The sequence below is a fragment of the Rugamonas aquatica genome (genome assembly GCF_009380215.1).
Classification (GTDB): domain Bacteria; phylum Pseudomonadota; class Gammaproteobacteria; order Burkholderiales; family Burkholderiaceae_D; genus Rugamonas; species Rugamonas aquatica_B.
Window position 1 is genome coordinate 125,903 of sequence record NZ_WHUG01000015.1, and the last position, 17,657, is coordinate 143,559.

16 protein-coding genes are annotated in these 17,657 nt (G+C 62.4%); 5 read left to right on the forward strand and 11 right to left on the reverse strand.

Annotated elements, in window-relative coordinates; genetic code table 11:
- Positions 1-112: 112 nt before the first annotated feature.
- The gene (locus GEV02_RS26830; protein ID WP_328595925.1) at positions 113-1,123 is read left to right on the forward strand and encodes a LacI family DNA-binding transcriptional regulator; all 1,011 of its coding nucleotides are present in this window, start codon (positions 113-115) and stop codon (positions 1,121-1,123) included.
- Positions 1,124-1,173: 50 nt separating this feature from the next.
- Here the strand turns inward: GEV02_RS26830 and GEV02_RS26835 are convergent, their stop codons facing one another.
- The 8 genes from GEV02_RS26835 to phaC all read right to left on the reverse strand — a co-directional run bounded on the left by GEV02_RS26835 (position 1,174) and on the right by phaC (position 12,057).
- A complete protein-coding gene (locus GEV02_RS26835; protein WP_174999362.1) occupies positions 1,174-3,591 on the reverse strand; it encodes a TonB-dependent receptor in 2,418 nt (805 codons plus the stop codon).
- A gap of 155 nt (positions 3,592-3,746) precedes the next feature.
- Positions 3,747-4,832, reverse strand: a complete 1,086-nt coding sequence (locus GEV02_RS26840; RefSeq protein ID WP_174999364.1) for an ABC transporter ATP-binding protein — start codon at positions 4,830-4,832, stop codon at positions 3,747-3,749.
- Between the two features lie 3 nt (positions 4,833-4,835).
- Positions 4,836-5,774 carry a carbohydrate ABC transporter permease gene (locus GEV02_RS33045; RefSeq protein WP_174999366.1) on the reverse strand — a complete coding sequence of 313 codons (939 nt, stop codon included), beginning with the start codon at positions 5,772-5,774 and terminating at the stop codon, positions 4,836-4,838.
- A 32-nt stretch (positions 5,775-5,806) separates the two neighbouring features.
- Positions 5,807-6,691, reverse strand: a complete 885-nt coding sequence (locus GEV02_RS26845; RefSeq protein WP_152840961.1) for a carbohydrate ABC transporter permease — start codon at positions 6,689-6,691, stop codon at positions 5,807-5,809.
- A 3-nt stretch (positions 6,692-6,694) separates the two neighbouring features.
- Entirely contained in the window at positions 6,695-7,948 is a 1,254-nt protein-coding gene (locus tag GEV02_RS26850; protein ID WP_152840962.1) for an ABC transporter substrate-binding protein, read from the reverse strand.
- Between the two features lie 57 nt (positions 7,949-8,005).
- Positions 8,006-9,382, reverse strand: coding sequence for a GH1 family beta-glucosidase (locus GEV02_RS26855; protein WP_328595926.1), 1,377 nt, complete (start codon positions 9,380-9,382; stop codon positions 8,006-8,008).
- 173 nt (positions 9,383-9,555) lie between these two features.
- Complete coding sequence (gene phaR / locus GEV02_RS26860) at positions 9,556-10,119, reverse strand: polyhydroxyalkanoate synthesis repressor PhaR (protein ID WP_008447858.1); 564 nt, start codon at positions 10,117-10,119, stop codon at positions 9,556-9,558.
- A gap of 201 nt (positions 10,120-10,320) precedes the next feature.
- Complete coding sequence (phaC, locus tag GEV02_RS26865; RefSeq protein ID WP_152840963.1) at positions 10,321-12,057, reverse strand: class I poly(R)-hydroxyalkanoic acid synthase; 1,737 nt, start codon at positions 12,055-12,057, stop codon at positions 10,321-10,323.
- A 45-nt stretch (positions 12,058-12,102) separates the two neighbouring features.
- On the opposite strand from phaC, the gene GEV02_RS26870 reads away from it, so the two are divergent.
- Positions 12,103-12,327 (forward strand): hypothetical protein, encoded by a 225-nt coding sequence (locus GEV02_RS26870; protein ID WP_152840964.1) that lies wholly within the window; start codon positions 12,103-12,105, stop codon positions 12,325-12,327.
- A 17-nt stretch (positions 12,328-12,344) separates the two neighbouring features.
- On the opposite strand, the gene pgeF is transcribed toward GEV02_RS26870, so the two are convergent.
- Both pgeF and GEV02_RS26880 read right to left on the reverse strand, forming a co-directional pair.
- On the reverse strand, positions 12,345-13,136 hold the full coding sequence (pgeF, locus tag GEV02_RS26875) for a peptidoglycan editing factor PgeF (RefSeq protein ID WP_152840965.1): 792 nt from the start codon (positions 13,134-13,136) through the stop codon (positions 12,345-12,347).
- Positions 13,136-14,173, reverse strand: a complete 1,038-nt coding sequence (locus tag GEV02_RS26880) for an RluA family pseudouridine synthase (protein ID WP_152840966.1) — start codon at positions 14,171-14,173, stop codon at positions 13,136-13,138. Before GEV02_RS26880 ends, pgeF begins: the two co-directional genes overlap by 1 nt.
- 89 nt (positions 14,174-14,262) lie before the next feature.
- Here GEV02_RS26880 and GEV02_RS26885 point away from each other — a divergent pair, with 89 nt between their 5' ends.
- Positions 14,263-15,063: an outer membrane protein assembly factor BamD gene (locus GEV02_RS26885; protein WP_152840967.1), complete on the forward strand. Its 801-nt coding sequence runs from the start codon at positions 14,263-14,265 to the stop codon at positions 15,061-15,063.
- Positions 15,064-15,131: 68 nt separating this feature from the next.
- Here GEV02_RS26885 and yaaA read toward each other — a convergent pair whose 3' ends face one another.
- Positions 15,132-15,902 (reverse strand): peroxide stress protein YaaA, encoded by a 771-nt coding sequence (gene yaaA / locus GEV02_RS26890; protein WP_152840968.1) that lies wholly within the window; start codon positions 15,900-15,902, stop codon positions 15,132-15,134.
- A gap of 35 nt (positions 15,903-15,937) precedes the next feature.
- Here yaaA and GEV02_RS26895 point away from each other — a divergent pair, with 35 nt between their 5' ends.
- Both GEV02_RS26895 and GEV02_RS26900 read left to right on the forward strand, forming a co-directional pair.
- Positions 15,938-16,387 carry a putative toxin-antitoxin system toxin component, PIN family gene (locus GEV02_RS26895; protein WP_152840969.1) on the forward strand — a complete coding sequence of 150 codons (450 nt, stop codon included), beginning with the start codon at positions 15,938-15,940 and terminating at the stop codon, positions 16,385-16,387.
- A gap of 68 nt (positions 16,388-16,455) precedes the next feature.
- On the forward strand, positions 16,456-17,646 hold the full coding sequence (locus GEV02_RS26900) for a pyridoxal phosphate-dependent aminotransferase (RefSeq protein WP_152840970.1): 1,191 nt from the start codon (positions 16,456-16,458) through the stop codon (positions 17,644-17,646).
- The last annotated feature ends 11 nt before the right edge of the window (positions 17,647-17,657 follow it).

Below are 17,657 nucleotides of genomic sequence, written 5' to 3' on the forward strand. Positions count from 1 at the left end.
TTACGAGCAATCGAGCATTATACCCCATTCCTCATAGGGAGATCATGTTAGGATAGAGGCTAACCCAGTGGCCGCATCCGCGCGTGCCGCATCACCCAGTTCAGGAGAATTAGTGGCAACGCTGAAAGACGTCGCATTGCTCGCCGGTGTAGGCATGTCGACAGCATCGCGCGCCATTTCAGGCGCCGGTCCGGTATCGGCCGAGGCGATGAAAAAAGTCCAGGCCGCGATTGAGCAGCTCAACTTCCGCCCCTCCTCCATCGGCCGCTCGCTATCCGCGCAGTCGCTGGGCATGATAGGGATCTTCGCCCCCTCGTTCTTCGGCGCCTACTACGGCACCATCCTCAAACAGACCGACATCGAACTGCGCGCCATGCGTCGCCACGTGGTCGTGGCCACCGGCTGCGGCGACGGCACGCCGCGCGACGAGGCGATCGAAGCGGTCAAGTTCCTGATCGGCCGCGATTGCGACGGCATCGTCGTGCTGGGCCACGACCTGTACGACGAGGATCTGATCTCGCTGCAGAAAATGCATCCGAAGATGGCCTTCCTCAACCGCCGCAGCCCGCAGCTGCCGGACGCGTCGTTCTGCCCCGACCACTATCACGGTGGCGAGCTGGCGGCGCAGACCTTGCTGCAGGCGGGCCACCGCGAACTGGCCGTGATCTCCGGCCCGTCCGGCACGTCGGACAACAAGGAGCGCCTGGACGGCTTCTTCGCCGAACTGCAACGCAACGGCATCGCCCGTTCGGCGGTGCAGCTGATCGAATCGGACTTCTCGCGTGAAGGCGGCTTCGGCGCCACGCAGCGGCTGATCGCCGACGGCCACAAGTTCACCGGCCTGTTTTGCGCCAACGACGAAATGGCGGTCGGCGCGCTGTCGTGCTTCCACCGCGCCGGCATCAGCGTGCCGGGCGACGTCTCCATCGTCGGCTATGACGATGACTACTCGGCCGAGTTCTCGTCGCCGGGTTTGACATCGGTGCACATCCCGATGCAGCAGCTGACGCAGAACGCCGTGCGCTGGCTGCTCAATCAGTGCTACGGCACGCAGCACGAAATCGTCCGCGACTTCCCGGTCACGGTGACGATGCGCGGTTCGGTCGCTGCGCGCAAGCCGTAAAAAAAGGCCGGCATCGCTGCCGGCCCAAAACCACTAGTCACTTCCCTGGATCAGAACTTCATCGACACCCGGCCGCCGAAAGTGCGCGGGTTGTTGTAGTACGCCGCCCAGATCTGCTGCGTCGGCTGACATGGAGCGCCGGTCTGCGTGCAGATTTCGATGGCGTCGTACTTCACTGCCTTGTCGGTCGCATTGTTGACGAACAGCTCCGCCGTGTAAGCCTTGTTCAGCGGCTCATAGCGCACGCTCAGGTCCAGCGTGGTGTAGGCCTTCTGCTGCTTCACGCCAGGATGGCCCGGCACGTCGGTGTTGAACGCGCCCGATCCGACGAAGGATTCCGACTCGTAGTGCGCCGAAGCGCGCGGCGTGATGCGGCCCTTGCTGGTGTCGAAGTCATGTTCGTACATCAGCGTTGCGGCAAACGTCGGCGCATGCTTCAGCGTGGCGCCGCCAACATTGACGGTAGGCGCCGTGGTGCCGCACGACTGGTTGTTGGCGCGCGCAGCGTCGACATCGCAGGACAGGAAGTCGTCGTAACGCGCCTTCAGCCAGGTGGCGTTGCCGCTGAAGCGATCGGCGCTGGTCGGACGATAGCTCCACTCAGCCTCGATCCCCTTCACCGAAGCGCCAGCCGCGTTGAAGTTCTGCAGCGTGTTGTTCACCACCTGTGATTCCAGCTTGTCCTTGTACTTCATCCAGAACGCGTCCAGGTTCAGCGACAGCTTGCGGTCGAACAGGTCGGACTTGAAGCCGACTTCATAGCTGGTCAGCTTCTCCGGCTTGGTGGTGGCGCCGCCGTCGCCGATGGCCGGCGAGTGGAACCCGGTCGTCACCGAGGCGAAGGTCAGGATGTCCCTGGTCGGCTTGTACTCGACACGTCCCAGCCAGGTGGACTGGCCGTATTTCAGGTCGGCCGTGTTGTCGCCATAGGTATTGCCGCAGGTCTGCTGGTTCACCACGCCGCCGGGGCCGATGTTGTGCGTGTTGATGGTGCCCACGCCCGGCGTGACCAGTTGCGCGATCTGGCTTGGCGTCAGGTTGACGGTGCCGCGCGGTGCATTGTCCGGCCAGTTCGGGCAGGCCCAGTTCTGGCCGCCGATGTCGAACTTGTGGTCCTTGGTGTAGCGCGCGCCGCCCGTCACCTTCCACATTGGATCGATGTCGTAGCTGGCTTGCGCGAACACGGCTTTCGAATGCAGCTCGCGGTCGCCCTGGATGAAGGACATCGCCGACGCATACTGGCCCACGGTAGGCTGCACGAAGATCACACTGCCACTGGCGATATCCTGGTCCAGCATTGCCTGCGAAATCTGGCTGCGGTCAATGTCGAAGCGGATCTTGTTCTTCTCACGGAAGAAGAACAGGCCACCCACCCACTGCAGCGGCGATTCGGAGTCCGAGCGCAGTTGCACTTCGTTGGAGACGCTGTCGAACTGGCTCCACTCGGTGCGGTTCTCGGCCTTGAATCCGGGGTAGAAACCGGCGTCGGCATCGCTGCCGTTGGTGCGTTTCAGGCGGCTCCACGAACCCAGGTACTGCGTCGCCAGGCCGTCCATCGGACGCCATTCAACTTTGCTCTTGGCGGTGATGATGGACTGGTCCAGCGTGCCGGGCGTGTCGATCAGCGCGGAGCGCAGGTTCTGGCCCGGTTTCGGTTCGGCCGCCAGATAGATGTTGCCGGCGCCGGTGTCGCTGTAGTAGTCGGCGATGAAGGTGGCCTTCAAATCGGGCGTGAACTTCCACAGCAGCGAGGCGCGCGCGCCCTGCTGGTCGCCGGCGCCGTACTTCTTGGTGCCCGGCTGGACGTTCGAGCCTTTGAGGAAGTCAACGTAGCCGTCGTGCTGGTCCTTGATGGCGGCGATGCGCAGCGCGATGTCTTCGCTCAGCGGCAGGTTGATCATCGCCTGCGTCTGGATGTGGTGGTAGTCGCCCAGCGTGATGCTGGCCGAGCCGAAGGTCTTGGCGGTGCTGGGCGCGCCGGAGACCAGGTTGACCGCGCCCGCAGTAGAGTTACGTCCGTTGAGCGTACCCTGCGGACCGCGCGCGACTTCGACGTGGTTCAGGTCATACATCAGCGCCGTCGCGCCTTGGGGACGCGGCACGTAGATGCCGTCGACATAGAACGCCACCGCCGGGTCGCCCAACTCGGTGTGGTTGGCCGAGCCCACGCCGCGCATGTAGACGTGCACGCCGCCCGAATCGCTGTGCGGCTCCACCACCAGGCTAGGCACCATGGCGGTCATCGTCGCCAGATCCTTGACCTGGTTGTTGGCCAGCGTGTCCTGCGTGTAGGCGGTGATCGCCAGCGGCGTGTCCTGCACCAGCGTGTCGCGGCGGGTGGCGGTGACGATGATCTTTTCAATGTCGCCGCCCGCCTGTGCCGCCGGCGCCTGCTGCGCCATGGCGCCACCGGTGAATGCGAACTGCGCGATCTGCGCGATACTCAAGGCTAAAATCGTTTTCTTCATTTTGTCTGTCCTCGCTTCTTCCAACAGTTTAATTGGCGTGCCCCGTTCTGTGTGACGGCTTATGCACATATGGAACCGGTACCACCGCAAGACGCACCGATGCGGCGGGCCATGCCGTGGCGGCCCGGTCTTACAACACAACTACTGCTACGGTGTTAGAGCCGCTGTTCGCTGGCCCCGTCAAAAAGAGAAATGCGCTTGGTGCGGATCGAGAAGCTGATGTCCTTCTCGGTTTCGATGTTCTGCTGGTCCTGCACGATGCCCGCGATCTGGGTGCCGTGGAAGTCCAGCCACAACACGCGATGCGCGCCCATGGCCTCGACCAGCGAGACCGATGCGCACACCACGTTATCGGCGCCGTCGCAATTGCCGACGTCGATGTCTTCAGGCCGCACGCCCAGCACGCATTCGTGCTTGCCGGACGGCTGCTGCTTGAATGGATAGCCCGTCACGTCGACGGCCATGTGATCGTTGCGGAACAGCGTGCGGCCGCCGTCCTGCTCCAGCCAGCCCTTGAACAGATTCATGCCCGGCGAACCGAGGAAGGTGGCGACGAACAGGTTGGCCGGCTCGTTGTAGATGTTGGCCGGCGTGTCGAACTGCTGCACCACGCCGCCCTTCATCACCGCCATGCGCTGCGCCAGCGTCATCGCCTCGACCTGGTCGTGGGTCACGTAGATCATGGTGGCGCCGAGCTGCTTGTGCAGCTGCTTGAGTTCGCGCCGCAGTTCGGTGCGCAGCTTGGCGTCCAGGTTGGACAGCGGTTCGTCGAACAGCATCACGTCCGCCTCGCGCACGATGGCGCGGCCGATCGCCACGCGCTGACGCTGGCCGCCGGACAGGTTGGCAGGCTTGCGCTTCAACAGCGGCCCCAGTTGCAGCATGTCCGAAGCGCGCGAGACGCGGCGGGCGATTTCCGCCTTCGGCGTGCCGTTGATGCGCAGGCCGAAGGACATATTGGCTTCCACGTTCATGGTCGGATACAGCGCATACGACTGGAACACCAGCGCGATGCCGCGGTCTTTCGGGTCGGCCCAGGTCATGTCCTTGCCGCCGATTTCGATCTGGCCGGAGGTGGTATCGATCAAGCCGGCGATCGAATGCAGCAGCGTCGATTTGCCGCAGCCCGAAGGCCCGAGCAGCACCACGAACTCCCCTGCTTTCACGTCCAGGTTCAGCGACTCGATGACCTTGTTGCCGCCCAGCTGAATCTGCAGATTACGAATAGCTACGTTAGACATTGTTTAACCCTTCACAGCGCCAGAGGCGATGCCGCGCACGAACCAGCGGCCGGAAATGAAATAGAGAGCCAGCGGCACGACCGACGTCAGGATGGTCGCAGCCATGTTGACGTTGTACAGGCGCTCGCCGGTGGTGGTGTTGATGATGTTGTTCAGCTGGACCGTCATCGGCAGATGCTCGGAGCCCGCGAACACCAGGCCAAGCAGGAAGTCATTCCAGATGCCCGTGACCTGCATGATGACCGCGACCACGATCACCGGCGTCGACATCGGCAGCATCAGCTGCAGGAAGATGCGCCAGAAACCGCCGCCGTCGATACGGGCCGCCTTGAACAGCTCCATCGGCAGCGCCGCGTAGTAATTGCGGAACAGGAGCGTCATCACCGGCATGCCGAAGATGGTGTGGATCAGCACAATCCCAGGCAAAGAACTGAACAGGTTCACCGCAGCCAGCACGCGCACCAGCGGATACACCATCACCTGCACAGGGATGAAGGCGCCCATCATCAGGATGGCGAACAGCAGGCCGGCGCCGCGCGGCCGCCAGAACGACAGCGCATAGCCGTTGACCGCGCCGATGGCGATCGACAGGATGGTGCTCGGCACGACGATGGCCACCGAGTTCCAGAAGCCGCCGCGTATGCCGTTGCATTCCAATCCCGTGCAAGCCGACTGCCACGCTTGCAGCCAAGGCTCCAGCGTCGCATGCACCGGCAACGCGAACAGCGTGCCGAGGCGGATCTCTTCCATCGGCTTGACCGACGTTACCAGCATCACGTACAGCGGCAGCAGGAAGAACAGCGCCGCCACAATCAGGAAGCCATACACGCCGATGCGGGCCGGGGTCCACGCCAGCTTGCGGCGCGGCTTGATGGCCGGCGGCGCGCCGGCGATGCTGTCGTTGGCGGCGACGCCCGGCGCCAGCCCTGCTGCTTTTTCCATTCCTGCCTTATCGAGTTTGACGACCTGTCCCATCACGCCCCCTTCGCTGCGCGGCGGTTGCGCACATAGTACAGCGGCGCGACGATCGCCAGCACGGTGGTCAGCAGCACGATAGACGCCGCCGAAGCGAGGCCGATATTGGCGCGGCCGAACAGGTAATCCATGATGAACTTGGCCGGCACTTCGCTGGCCGTGCCGGGGCCGCCCTGCGTCATCGCTACCACCGAATCGAACACTTTCACCACCATCACGAACAGCAGCACGAAGGCGGTGGAGACGGAAGGCCCGAGCATGGGCAGCACAATGCTGACGTAGACGCGCCAGCGCGGGATGCCGTCGATACGGGCGGCCTTCCACAATTCCTCGTCCACGCCGCGCAGGCCGGACAGCATCAGCGCCATCACCAGGCCGGAAGCCTGCCACACGGTGGCGATGACGATGGTGTAGATCGCCATGTCCTGGTCGACGATCCAGTCGAACTTGGCGTCGGCGAAGCCCAGCTTGTGCAGCACTTCCTGGATGCCCAGTTCCGGGTTCAATATCCACTGCCAGATCAGGCCGGTGGCCACGAAGGACATCGCATACGGATACAGGAAGATGGTGCGCAGCGCACCTTCGGCCATCACCTTCTGGTCGATGAACACGGCCAGCAGAAAGCCGATGAGCAGGCAGGCGGCGATGAACAGCACGCCGTACACGGCGACGTTTTGCAGCGACAGCAGCCAGCGCTCGTTGTTAAACAGGCGGATGTACTGCGATGCGCCGACAAAATCGCTGGCCGGGAAAGTGCGCGAGCTGCTGACCGACACGCGGGCCGTCCACAGCATCGTGCCCAGGTAGGCCAGCAGCACCGTCAACGCCATCGGTATCATGGCGACGTAGGCTGCGAAGGAAACGCTTTGACGCTTCTTGGCCATGGCTTATTGGTCCTTTAGCGCGCGGGCAAAGGCTTTTTGCGCGTCTTCCGGCGACTGGTTCTTGTTCCAGTAGCTGGTCAGCACGTCCTGCAGGGCGCCGGTGGTGTCCGGCGACGCCAGCATCTCCGCGTTCGGCAACTGGCGGCTCTTGTCCTTGATGATGGCCAGGCCCTGCCGGGCGCAGATGTCCAGCGTCGATTCATCGACATCGCCGCGAATCGGGATCGCGCCCTTGCGCGAGTTGAAGGCCACCTGCGCGGCCGGCGATGTCACCACCGTGGCCAGCAGCTTCTGCGCCTTGACGGCGTTGGCGTCCGTGGTTTTCGGGAACACGAAAGCATCACCCGCCACGATGTACGGCGCCTTCGGCCCGAAGCCCGGGAAGCAGCCGAAGTCCTTGCCCGCCACCTGTTTGGCCGACGAGAACTCGCCCTTGGCCCAGTCGCCCATGATCTGCACGCCGGCCTTGCCGCTGACGACCATCGCCGTCGCGTCGTTCCAGTTGCGGCCCGGCGAGCCTGCATCCACAAAGGCTTTCAGCTTCTTGAAGTCGACCAGCACCTGCTTGAAGGCCGGCGACATCACGGCTTTCTGGTCGCGGTCGCGGTACACCTTGAGGTACAGGTCGGAGCCGCCCACCATCGCGAAAATGGCGTCGAAGGTGATCTTCTCCTGCCACACCTGGCCGCCGAAGGCCAGCGGCACCAGGCCTGCGGCCTTCAGCTTGGCCAGCTGCGCCAGGAACTCGTCCCAGGTCTGCGGCTCGTTGGCGATGCCGGCTTTTTTATACGCGGCCTTGGAGTAGAAAAACCAGGCCGGCATGTGGATGTCCACCGGCGCGGCGTAGAAATGGCCGTTGATCTTGATCGCCGCCAGGATGGACGGCGGCATGATCTGATCCCACTTGCCGGCGGCGGCGACATCGTCTACGTTGTTGAGCAAGCCCTGCTCGACGAAATCGCGGAACTGCTTGGAGGTGTTGAACTGCGCGGCTGTCGGCGCATTGCCGCCGACGATGCGGTTGATGGTGGTGGCGCGCGACTGGTCGGCGCCGGCGATGGCGTTGTCGATCCACTGGCCGCCGGCCTTGTTGTAAGCGTCCGCGAACTGCTTGACCGCCTGGGATTCGCCGCCCGAGGTCCACCAATGGATCACGGTTGCCTTCAGCGGCGCCGCTGCCGGCGCTTGCGCCTGCGCAGCGCCACATGCGGCCAGGGCGAGCGCGATGGCGCTGCCCAGCTTTGTAGCCTTAATCATTCTGTCTCCTGTGGGCGTCGAGCGCCCATTTTATTCGGATGCCTGCGGGAAGTTCAATTATTTGGCGTCCCGTTTAGCGAGGAAGTCCGCAACCAGCTTGGCGCTGCGCTTCAAGGTGCGCTTCTGTGTCGCATAATCCACATGGATGATACCGAAACGGCGCACATAACCGAAGGCCCATTCAAAATTGTCCATCAGCGACCAAATGAAGTAGCCGCGCACGTCGACGCCCGCCTTCACTGCTTGATCCACCGCAGCGAGGTGGCGGTTCAAAAAGGAGATACGGTTTTTATCGTTTACCTCATTGTCGACGACCTTGTCGTCCGAGGCGGTGCCGTTCTCGGTGATGTAGATCGGCGGCAGGTTCGGATAGTCGCGGTGGAAGCCGATCAGCAGATGGCGCAGGCCGTCCGGGTACACCTCCCATCCCATCTGGGTGCGCTCGACGTTTTCCAGGTCCACTTCGATGTAACCGTGCTTGCCGTCGCTGACCACATTGGTGCGGAAGTAGTAATTGATGCCCAGGAAGTCGAGCTGGCGGCCGATGATGTCCATGTCGCCGTCCAGTATCATCGGCTGCGCGCCCGGCCACAGCTCCCACAGCGCCGATGGATAGGACTTCTTCAGCAGCGGATCGAGGATCCAGTTATTGTGCTGCAGCTCGAACAGCCAGGCGGCGCGCTGGTCGGCGTCGCCGGCGCCGGTGCTGGTGCCGCGGCCGACGTTGGCGACGATGCCCACTTGCGCCGCCGGATCATTGGCGCGCAGGTGCGCCACCGCCAGGCCGTGGCCCAGCAGCAGGTGGTGCATGGCCTGGGTGGCGAACACCACGTCCTGCTTGCCCGGCGCGTGGTGGCCGGTGCCGTAGCCGTGCATCGCCGAGCACCATGGCTCGTTCAGCGTGGCCCAGGAATCCACCAGGCCGGCCAGCTCGCGGCTGATCATGTCGGCGTATTCGGCGAAGCGATAGGCGGTGTCGCGATTGACCCAGCCGCCCTTGTCTTCCAGGTGCTGCGGCAGATCCCAGTGGTACAGCGTGACGAAAGTCTTCAGGCCCTTGGCGCGCAGCGCCGTCAGCAGCTTGCGGTAGAAGGCGATGCCCTTTTGATTCGGCTGGCCGTCGGCCGTCATCACGCGCGGCCAGGAAATCGACAGGCGGTAGGCGCCGACGTTCAGGCTGGCCAGCAGCTCGACATCCTGTTCCCAGCGGTGATAGTGGTCGCAGGCGACGGCGCCGGTGTCGCCGGACAGCGTCTTGCCCGGCGTGGCCGAGAAGGTGTCCCAGATCGACGGGATGCGGCCATCTTCGGCGACAGCGCCTTCGATCTGGTAGGCCGCGGTGGCGGCGCCCATCAGGAAATCCTTATTCCACAGGACCGAATCGGCCGGTGGGGAGAACGTCTCTTCCAGTGCAATTGATGCTTCGACTACCACAGCAACTCCTTCGTTTGATCGTGAAGTGGAAGCGCTTCCACTGATGTTGTCGATAGTACTACTGAAGAAATTCTGGTGTCAACGAAATTCTGGGAGTTTTTGTAGCTTACTTACAAAAACGGCACAGCGACCGAAGTGGCTGTGCCGTTTGCCGTGTGGCGGACCGTGAAGAATTACTTCTTGTCGGTCGGCGGCACGCCCGGGACGAACGGGAAAGTGCCGAAGATGTTCTTGCTCTGGCTTTGCATCTGTTCCTGCATCTGCACGAACAGGCTCTTGCTCTGGTCGATGTAGTTATTCATCATGCCCTGCATCATCGGGCCCTGCACGTTCATGAACTGGGTCCACATTTCCGGGCTGAAGGGCTTGCCTTCCAGGCCGCCGACGGCGGTGCCGGTGAACTTGCGCTGGATATCGGTGAAGGCCTGGACGTTCTTCTCCAGGTAGGAGCCCATCATGCCCTGCATGGCGTGGCCATAGAAACGGATGATCTGCGCCAGCACGTCGCTGGAGAACATCGGTGCGCCGCTGGCCTCTTCTTCCAGGATGATCTGCAGCAGGATGCTGCGGCTCAGGTCTTCGTTGGTCTTGGCGTCGACCACGGTGAATTCTTCATTGTCCAGCACCAGTTGCTTGACGTCGGTCAGCGTGATGTAGGAACTGGTCTGCGTGTCGTACAGACGGCGATTCGGGTATTTTTTGATCAGACGGTCAGCATTTTTTTTCGCACTACTCATCACAAGTCCACTTATTGCGCCGCAGCGCGTACTCTAACAATTCGAAAAAAAAGCGAACTTCGGTCCGCTTTCCCACTAGCCTACTTTACCTATTATAGAGGGGAAAAAGCATATCTTGCACAATCTGATATAACTTTTAGGTTTTATTGCAACGCAACCAAATTTACAGATCGACAATAAGACGCCTTTCCCCCACCGCTTTTAGTCGGCCCGCACCTTCACGTAACGGCCCGGTGCGGGCTCGATAGCTACGTAACGGGCATTGCCCGGCTTGGCCTTGGGCTTGACGTCCTTGCCGCCGTGCTCGGCCAGGAAGGCGGCCCACTCCGGCCACCAGCTACCCGGGTTCTCGGTGGCGCCGGCCATCCAGGCTTCGGCATCCTGCGGCTTGGCGGCGGCGCGGCCCAGCGGCTTGTCGTTGGTCCAGTAGCTGCGCTTGTTCTTCACCGGCGAGTTGATCACGCCGGCGATGTGGCCGGACGCGCCCAAGATGAAGCGGTTGGCCTTGACCTTGCCCGGATTGAGGATGTTCATCGAACCGAAGGCCGACATCCACGGCACGATGTGGTCTTCCCGCGAGCCGTAGATGAAGGCCGGGGCGTCGACGCTGGCCAGGTCGACCTTCTGCCCCGCCACCTTCAGCTTGCCGGTCTTGAGCTTGTTCTCCAGGTAGGTGTTGCGCAGGTACCAGCAGAACATCGGGCCCGGCAGGTTGGTGCTGTCCGAGTTCCAGTACAACAAATCGAACGGTGGCGGCTCATTGCCCTTCAGGTAGTTGGACTGCACGTAGTTCCACACCAGGTCGTTCGGACGCAGGCTGGAGAAGGTGCTGGCCAGGTCGCGGCCCGGCATCAGGCCGCCGGCCTTGAGCTGCTGCTCGCGCATGGACACCTGGGCTTCGTCGACGAACACGTCCAGCACGCCGGTATCGCTGAAGTCGAGGAAGGTGGTCAGCAGCGTCAGGCTGGAGGCCGGCTTCTCGCCGCGCGCCGCCAGCACCGACAGCGCGGTCGACACCAGCGTGCCGCCGACGCAGAAGCCCAGCATGTTCATCTGCTCCTGGCCGCTGATATCCTGCACCACGTGGACGGCTTCGATCACGCCCTGGTCGACATAATCGTCCCAGGTGGTGCCGGCCAGCGATTGATCCGGATTGCTCCACGAGATCAGGAACACGCTGTTGCCCTGCTCCACCGCGTAGCGCACCAGCGAGTTTTCCGGCTGCAGGTCAAGAATGTAGAACTTGTTGATGCAAGGCGGCACCATCAGCAGCGGACGCTGGTGCACGGTGGCCGTCACCGGCTTGTACTGGATCAGCTGGAACAGCGGGTTTTCATACACCACCGTGCCTTCGGTCGTGGCCAGGTTGCGGCCCACTTCGAACGCCGATTCGTCGGACAGCGAGATATGGCCCTTGTTCATGTCGGCCAGCATATTGGCCAGGCCCTTGGTCAGGCTCTCGCCCTTGGTTTCGATCAGCTTTTGCTGCGCTTCGGGATTGGTGGCCAGGAAGTTGGCCGGCGACATGGCGTCGATGATCTGCTGCACGGCAAAGCGGATCTTCTGCTTTTGCTGGCCGGAGGTTTCCACCGTATCGACCATGGCATTCAGGAATTTGGCGTTCAGCAGGTATGATGCCGCATTGAATGACGACATGGGATTGCCCTGCCAGGCGGACGAGGTGAAGCGGCGGTCGGCCACTTCCGGCGATTTGCCGGACAAAAACTCCTGCCACAAATCGCCAAAATCTTGCATGTACTGGTTTTTCAGCTGCTCCATGGCCTCCGGCTTCACCGAGGCGCCCACATCCTGCATCATGGCGGCCAGCGGGTTGGCCTCCGTGGTCGGCGCCATGTTGAACCAGGATTGCCACTGTCCGGGGTCGCTCATCTGCGACATCCAGGCGTTGGCAATGGCTTGAGGATCTGGCAAATTCATGTTTGATTCCCTAAAAATAGTTAAATATCTTTACCTGGGCTGCTGATGCTGATTGTTGCTATTGCTTGGATATACGTGGTCGGACTGATGGCTCTGACCGAGCCCACCGTCGTTGCGGGAATTGTAACGTTTTTGTTCTACTGCGTGCTGCCACTGAGCACTTTGATTTACATCGCCGGCACCGGCAAGCGCAAAGCGCGGCGCCGCGCCGCCGAATTGGCCGCGCACGAGGCGCGCCAGGCCGCCGCCAAGGCCGACGGCGAAGCCTAAGCCAGGGCGGGTAAAACTCATTTGATCCAAATCAGGGCTGCCTGCCGGCCGGTGACGCCGTCGCGGCGGTAGGAATAAAAGCGGCCGGAATTGGAGACGGTGCAGAACTCGCCACCGTGCACCTGTTGCACGCCGGCCCGGTGCAGCAGATAGCGCGCCAGGCCGTAGATATCGGCCAGGTGTTTGCCGGGCTTGCCCTCGATGGGCGAAAACGCCGCCTCCACGTGGCGCACGCCGGACGCGTCGACCGCGCCGCTCAGGAAAGCCTCGCGCACCTCCGCCCCCACTTCGAACTGATAGGCGCCAATGGCCGGGCCCATCCAGGCCATCAACTCGCCGGCGCCGGCCGCGCGCATCGATTCCACCGTGTTCTCCAGCACGCCTGCGGCCAGCCCGCGCCAGCCGGCATGCGCCGCCGCCACGGTCTTGCCTTCGACATCGCAGAACAGCACCGGCAGGCAGTCGGCCGTCATGATGACGCAGACCTTGCCCGGCGTGGTCGTCAGGCTGGCGTCCGCTTCCGGCACCTCCTGCGGCCCCAGCCGGGACAGATTGGCCACCGCCGTGCCGTGCACCTGCGTCAGCCAGCCCGGGTCGCCGGGCAGCATGGAACGCAGGATTTCACGGTTGCGGGCGACGTTGTGCGGCTGGTCGCCGACGTGGGTGCCCAGGTTCAGGCCGCCCTGGCCCATGCCGTCGTCATACGGCGCGGGGCTGACGCCGCCACGCCGCGTAGTCGACAGTGCCCCTACCCCGTCGGGCAAGCCCGGCCAGTGCGGCACCAACCATTGCTGCTGAAGTGTAGACATTAATTCTGTTCCGGTTCCGTTGCCTCGATGCCGGCACGGGCCAGCAGTTCGGCAAAATCGTCGGCCAGCGGCACGGTCCATTCGCATTGCTCGCCGGTGGCCGGATGAACCAGGCCCAGGCGACGTGCCTGCAGCGCCTGGCGCGGGAAGTAATCGGCCAGATGCTGCTTGCCGTACGTCGTATCGCCGACCAGCGGGAAGCCGATCGACATCATGTGCACGCGGATCTGGTGGGTGCGGCCCGTTTCCAGACGGCACTGCACCAGCGTCACGGGGCGGCCTTCGCCCAGCTTGCCGCCGCCCAGCACCTGGTAGTGGGTGATGGCCGGCTTGGAGCCCATACCGGTCGACACCGCCATCTTGATGCGGTCTTTCGGGTGGCGGCCCATCGACGCATCGATAGTACCGCTAATGCGCGGCATGCCCCACACGACTGCGTAGTACTCGCGCTTGACGGTGCGGGCGGCCAGCTGGCGCACCAGGTCGGTCTGCGACGGCAGCGTCTTGCCGACCACCATCAGGCCGCTGGTATCCTTGTCCAGGCGGTGGACGATGCCGGCGCGCGGCACGCCGGCCAGCTGCGGACAGTGGTGCAGCAGGCCGTTCAGCAGCGTGCCGGACCAGTTGCCGGCGCCCGGATGGACCACCAGGCCGGCCGGCTTGTTGATGACCATCAGGTGCTCATCTTCGTAAACGATGTTAAGTTCCATCGGTTCCGGTTTAAAAGCCTCGTCTTCCGGCGCCGGTTGGGGCAGAATGACGATCTTCTCGTCGCCATAGACGGTGTCCTTGGTGCTTTTGGCCGGTTTGCCATCGACGGTGACGAAGCCGTCGGTGATCCACATTTGCAGGCGGCCGCGCGAGAATTGCGGCACCAGGTGGGAAATCACCTTGTCCAGGCGTTCGCCGCAGACTTCCGGGGTCAGTTCCAGATGGATCGGAGCCAGGCCGTCGTCGTCGCCAAAATCACCGTCTTGCGCGTCCTCGATGTGCAGCAGGTCGGCGTCGGAGTCATGATCGGAGGAAGATTCGGCCAAATTCGGCTTTGGAGTTAATATCACAGCATTCCCATCGGCTATAATCAGCCTATTGTAAAACTTTGGTTAAACAGCTTCTTGCAAAACATATGCAAAAAAAATTGAAAGTAGTCGCAGCAACGTTGGTTCTGCTTAGTTTGTCCGCTTGCGGTTTGTTCTCGGAGAAAATCGACGAGACTAAAGGTTGGAGCGCTACGAAATTATACTCGGAGGCGAGCGAAGAGCTGGAAGGACAGCACTACGAACGCGCAATTCAGTTGTACGAGAAGCTGGAATCGAGCTATCCGTTCGGCACTTACGCCCAGCAGGCGCAGATGCAGATCGCTTACGCCTACTACAAATCGCAGGACCAGGCCCAGGCGCTGGCAGCGGTAGAGCGCTTCATCAAGCTGCACCCGAACCACGCCAACGTCGACTACATGTACTACCTGCGCGGCCTGATCAACTTCAACGACCAGATCGGCTTCCTGAACTTCATCTACGAGCAGGATGCCACCGAACGCGACCCGAAAGCCACGCGCGAAGCATACGCGGCCTTCAAACAGCTGGTGGACAAATTCCCGAACAGCAAGTATACGCCGGATTCGCTCGATCGTATGCGTTATCTGACCAATGCGATGGCTTCGTATGAAGTGCACGTGGCGCGCTACTACTACCGCCGCGGCGCCTACCTGGCAGCGGCCAACCGCGCCATGGGCATCATGAACGATTACCGCGACTCGCCGGCCATCGAGGAAGCGCTGTTCATCATGATCCGCAGCTACGACAAGCTGGGCATGACCGAGCTGCGCGACGACACGATGCGTGTTTTCAAGCTGAACTACCCTTCCAGCAAGTTCCTCGACGAAGGCAAAAAAGCCGAACGTCACTGGTGGAAGCTCTGGAACTAAGCTGAATTTCAGCTGAAACCCAGCAAAAACCGGGGCCCACGCCCCGGTTTTTTATTATTTACCCCGTTTTACGCTTCGACCCGGCGGCGGAATATCCAGGTCTTGTCGTCCGAATCCTTCTTGTCGAAGGCATAGCCGTCGACGTTGAATTTCTTCAGCTTGTGCGGATCGGTGATGCCCTTGACGGCGGCGAAACGCGCCATCAGCCCGCGCGCCCGCTTGGCGTAGAACGAAATGATCTTGTATTTGCCGTTTTTCCAGTCCTCGAACTGCGGCGTGATGACCGGCACGTCCAGCAGCTTGGGCTTGACCGACTTGAAGTATTCCTCGGACGCCAGGTTGACCAGCGTCTCGGCGCCCTGCTCGGCCGCCGTCTTGTTCAGCGCCTGGGTGATGGTCTCGCCCCAGAACGCGTACAAGTCCTTGCCGCGCGGGTTGCTCAGGCGGGTGCCCATTTCCAGCCGGTGCGGATGGATCAGGTCCAGCGGCCGCAGCATGCCGTACAGGCCGGACAGGATGCGGATGCGCGATTGCGCATAATCGAGCTGGGCCGGCTTGAGGCTGCGCGCATCCAGGCCGCCGTAGACGTCGCCGTTGAAGGCCATCACGGCCTGGCGGCCTTCGGCGGTATCGTGGGTCCACGTGGCATAGCGGGCAACGTTGAGCGCCGACAGGTTGTCGGACAAATCCATCAACTCGCCGATCTGCGCCGGCGAAAATTCGCGCAGACGCTCGATCAGCTGGGCTGAGTGGTCGAGAAAATCGGGTTGGGAGTGCAACTTGGTGGTCGGAGGGGTCTCCAGGTCGAGACTTTTTGCAGGCGAAAGCACTATCAGCATAAGATTCCAGATAAACATAATTACGAACTAAGCACATGATACCTGTTCCAGAAAAACTCACACCGCCGCGCATCGTTATCGATACCAACGTCTGCCTCGACCTGTTCGTGTTCAAGGACCCGCGCTGGGCCGGCCTGCTGGCGGCGCTGGAAAGCGGCGCGGTCGAAGCGATCACCCGTTCGGACTGCCGCGACGAGTACAACATCGTGCTGCACTACAAGCACCTGCCGCTGGACGACGACAGCCGCCCGCTGGCCGCCGCCCGCTTCGACCAGCTGATCAAGGTGGTCGCCCCGCCCGAGTCCGGCATCCGCCTGCCGGTCTGCACCGACAAGGACGACCAGAAGTTCCTCGAAGTGGCGCGCGACGCCAACGCCGCCATCCTCATCACCAAGGACAAGGCCTTGCTGAAACTGGCGCGCCGCCTGGCCAAGGCCGGCATGTTCAAGGTCATGGTGCCCGAGGCGTGGAGCCTGGAAAGTTAAGGTTTTTTCACCACACCAAACCCGGCGCGCTGAGCTAGAATAGGCTATCCATCCACTATCCAGCCGCCATGAACAGCCGTAATAATCTGCCGAGCAGCACGCCTTTCACGCCCACCCTGACGAGCCGCCTGCCGGCCGTCGGCACCACCGTATTCACCCGCATGTCCACGCTGGCCGCGCAAGCGAACGCGGTCAACCTGGGCCAGGGCTTCCCTGACTTTGGCTGCGAACGCAGCCTGCTGCAAGCCGTCAACGACGCCATGCAGGCCGATTTCAACCAGTATCCGATGATGAGCGGCGCGCCTGTGCTGCGCAACGCCATCGTCGCCAAGATCGCGGCCCTGTACGGCCATCAGTACGACGTCAACAGCGAGATCACCGTCACCGCCGGCGCCACCCAGGCGCTGACCACCGCCATCCTGTGCTGCGTGCATCCGGGCGACGAGGTCATCGTCATCGAGCCGAGCTACGACAGCTATGTGCCGGCGATTACGCTGGCCGGCGGCGTGCCGGTGCTGGTGCAGATGGAAGCCGGCGCCGACGGCTACACCGTGCCGTGGTCCAAGGTCGCGGCGGCCGTGAGCGGCAAGACCCGCCTGATCGTCATCAACACCCCACATAACCCGACCGGCAGCGTGCTGCGCGTGGCCGACATGGACGCGCTGGCCGACATCGTGCGCGGCACGGACGTGCTGATCCTGTCGGACGAAGTCTACGAACACATGGTCTACGACGGCGCCCGCCACGAGTCGGTGTGCCGCTATCCGGAACTGGCGGCGCGCGCCTTCGTCGTCTCCAGCTTCGGCAAGACTTACCACGTCACCGGCTGGAAGGTCGGCTATGTCGCCGCGCCGGCCGCGTTGATGGCGGAGTTCCGCAAGGTCCACCAGTACAACGTCTTCACCGTCAACACGCCCATGCAGCATGGCATCGCCAGCTACATGGCCGATCCCAAGCCCTACCTGGAACTGCCGGCGTTCTACCAGCGCAAGCGCGACCTGTTCCGCGAGGGCTTGCAGGGTTCGCGCTTCGAACTGCTGCCGGCCGACGGCACCTATTTCCAGTGCGTGCGCTACGATAAGATTTCATCGCAAACGGAAGCGGAGTTTGCGGAGTGGCTGACCACCGAGATCAAGGTGGCGGCGATACCGGTATCGGCGTTTTACCAGCAAGGCAAGGAATCGGGCATCGTGCGTTTCTGCTTTGCCAAACAAGATGAGACCCTGGCACTCGCACTGGAGCGACTGGGCAAAGTTTAATTCGGGGACAA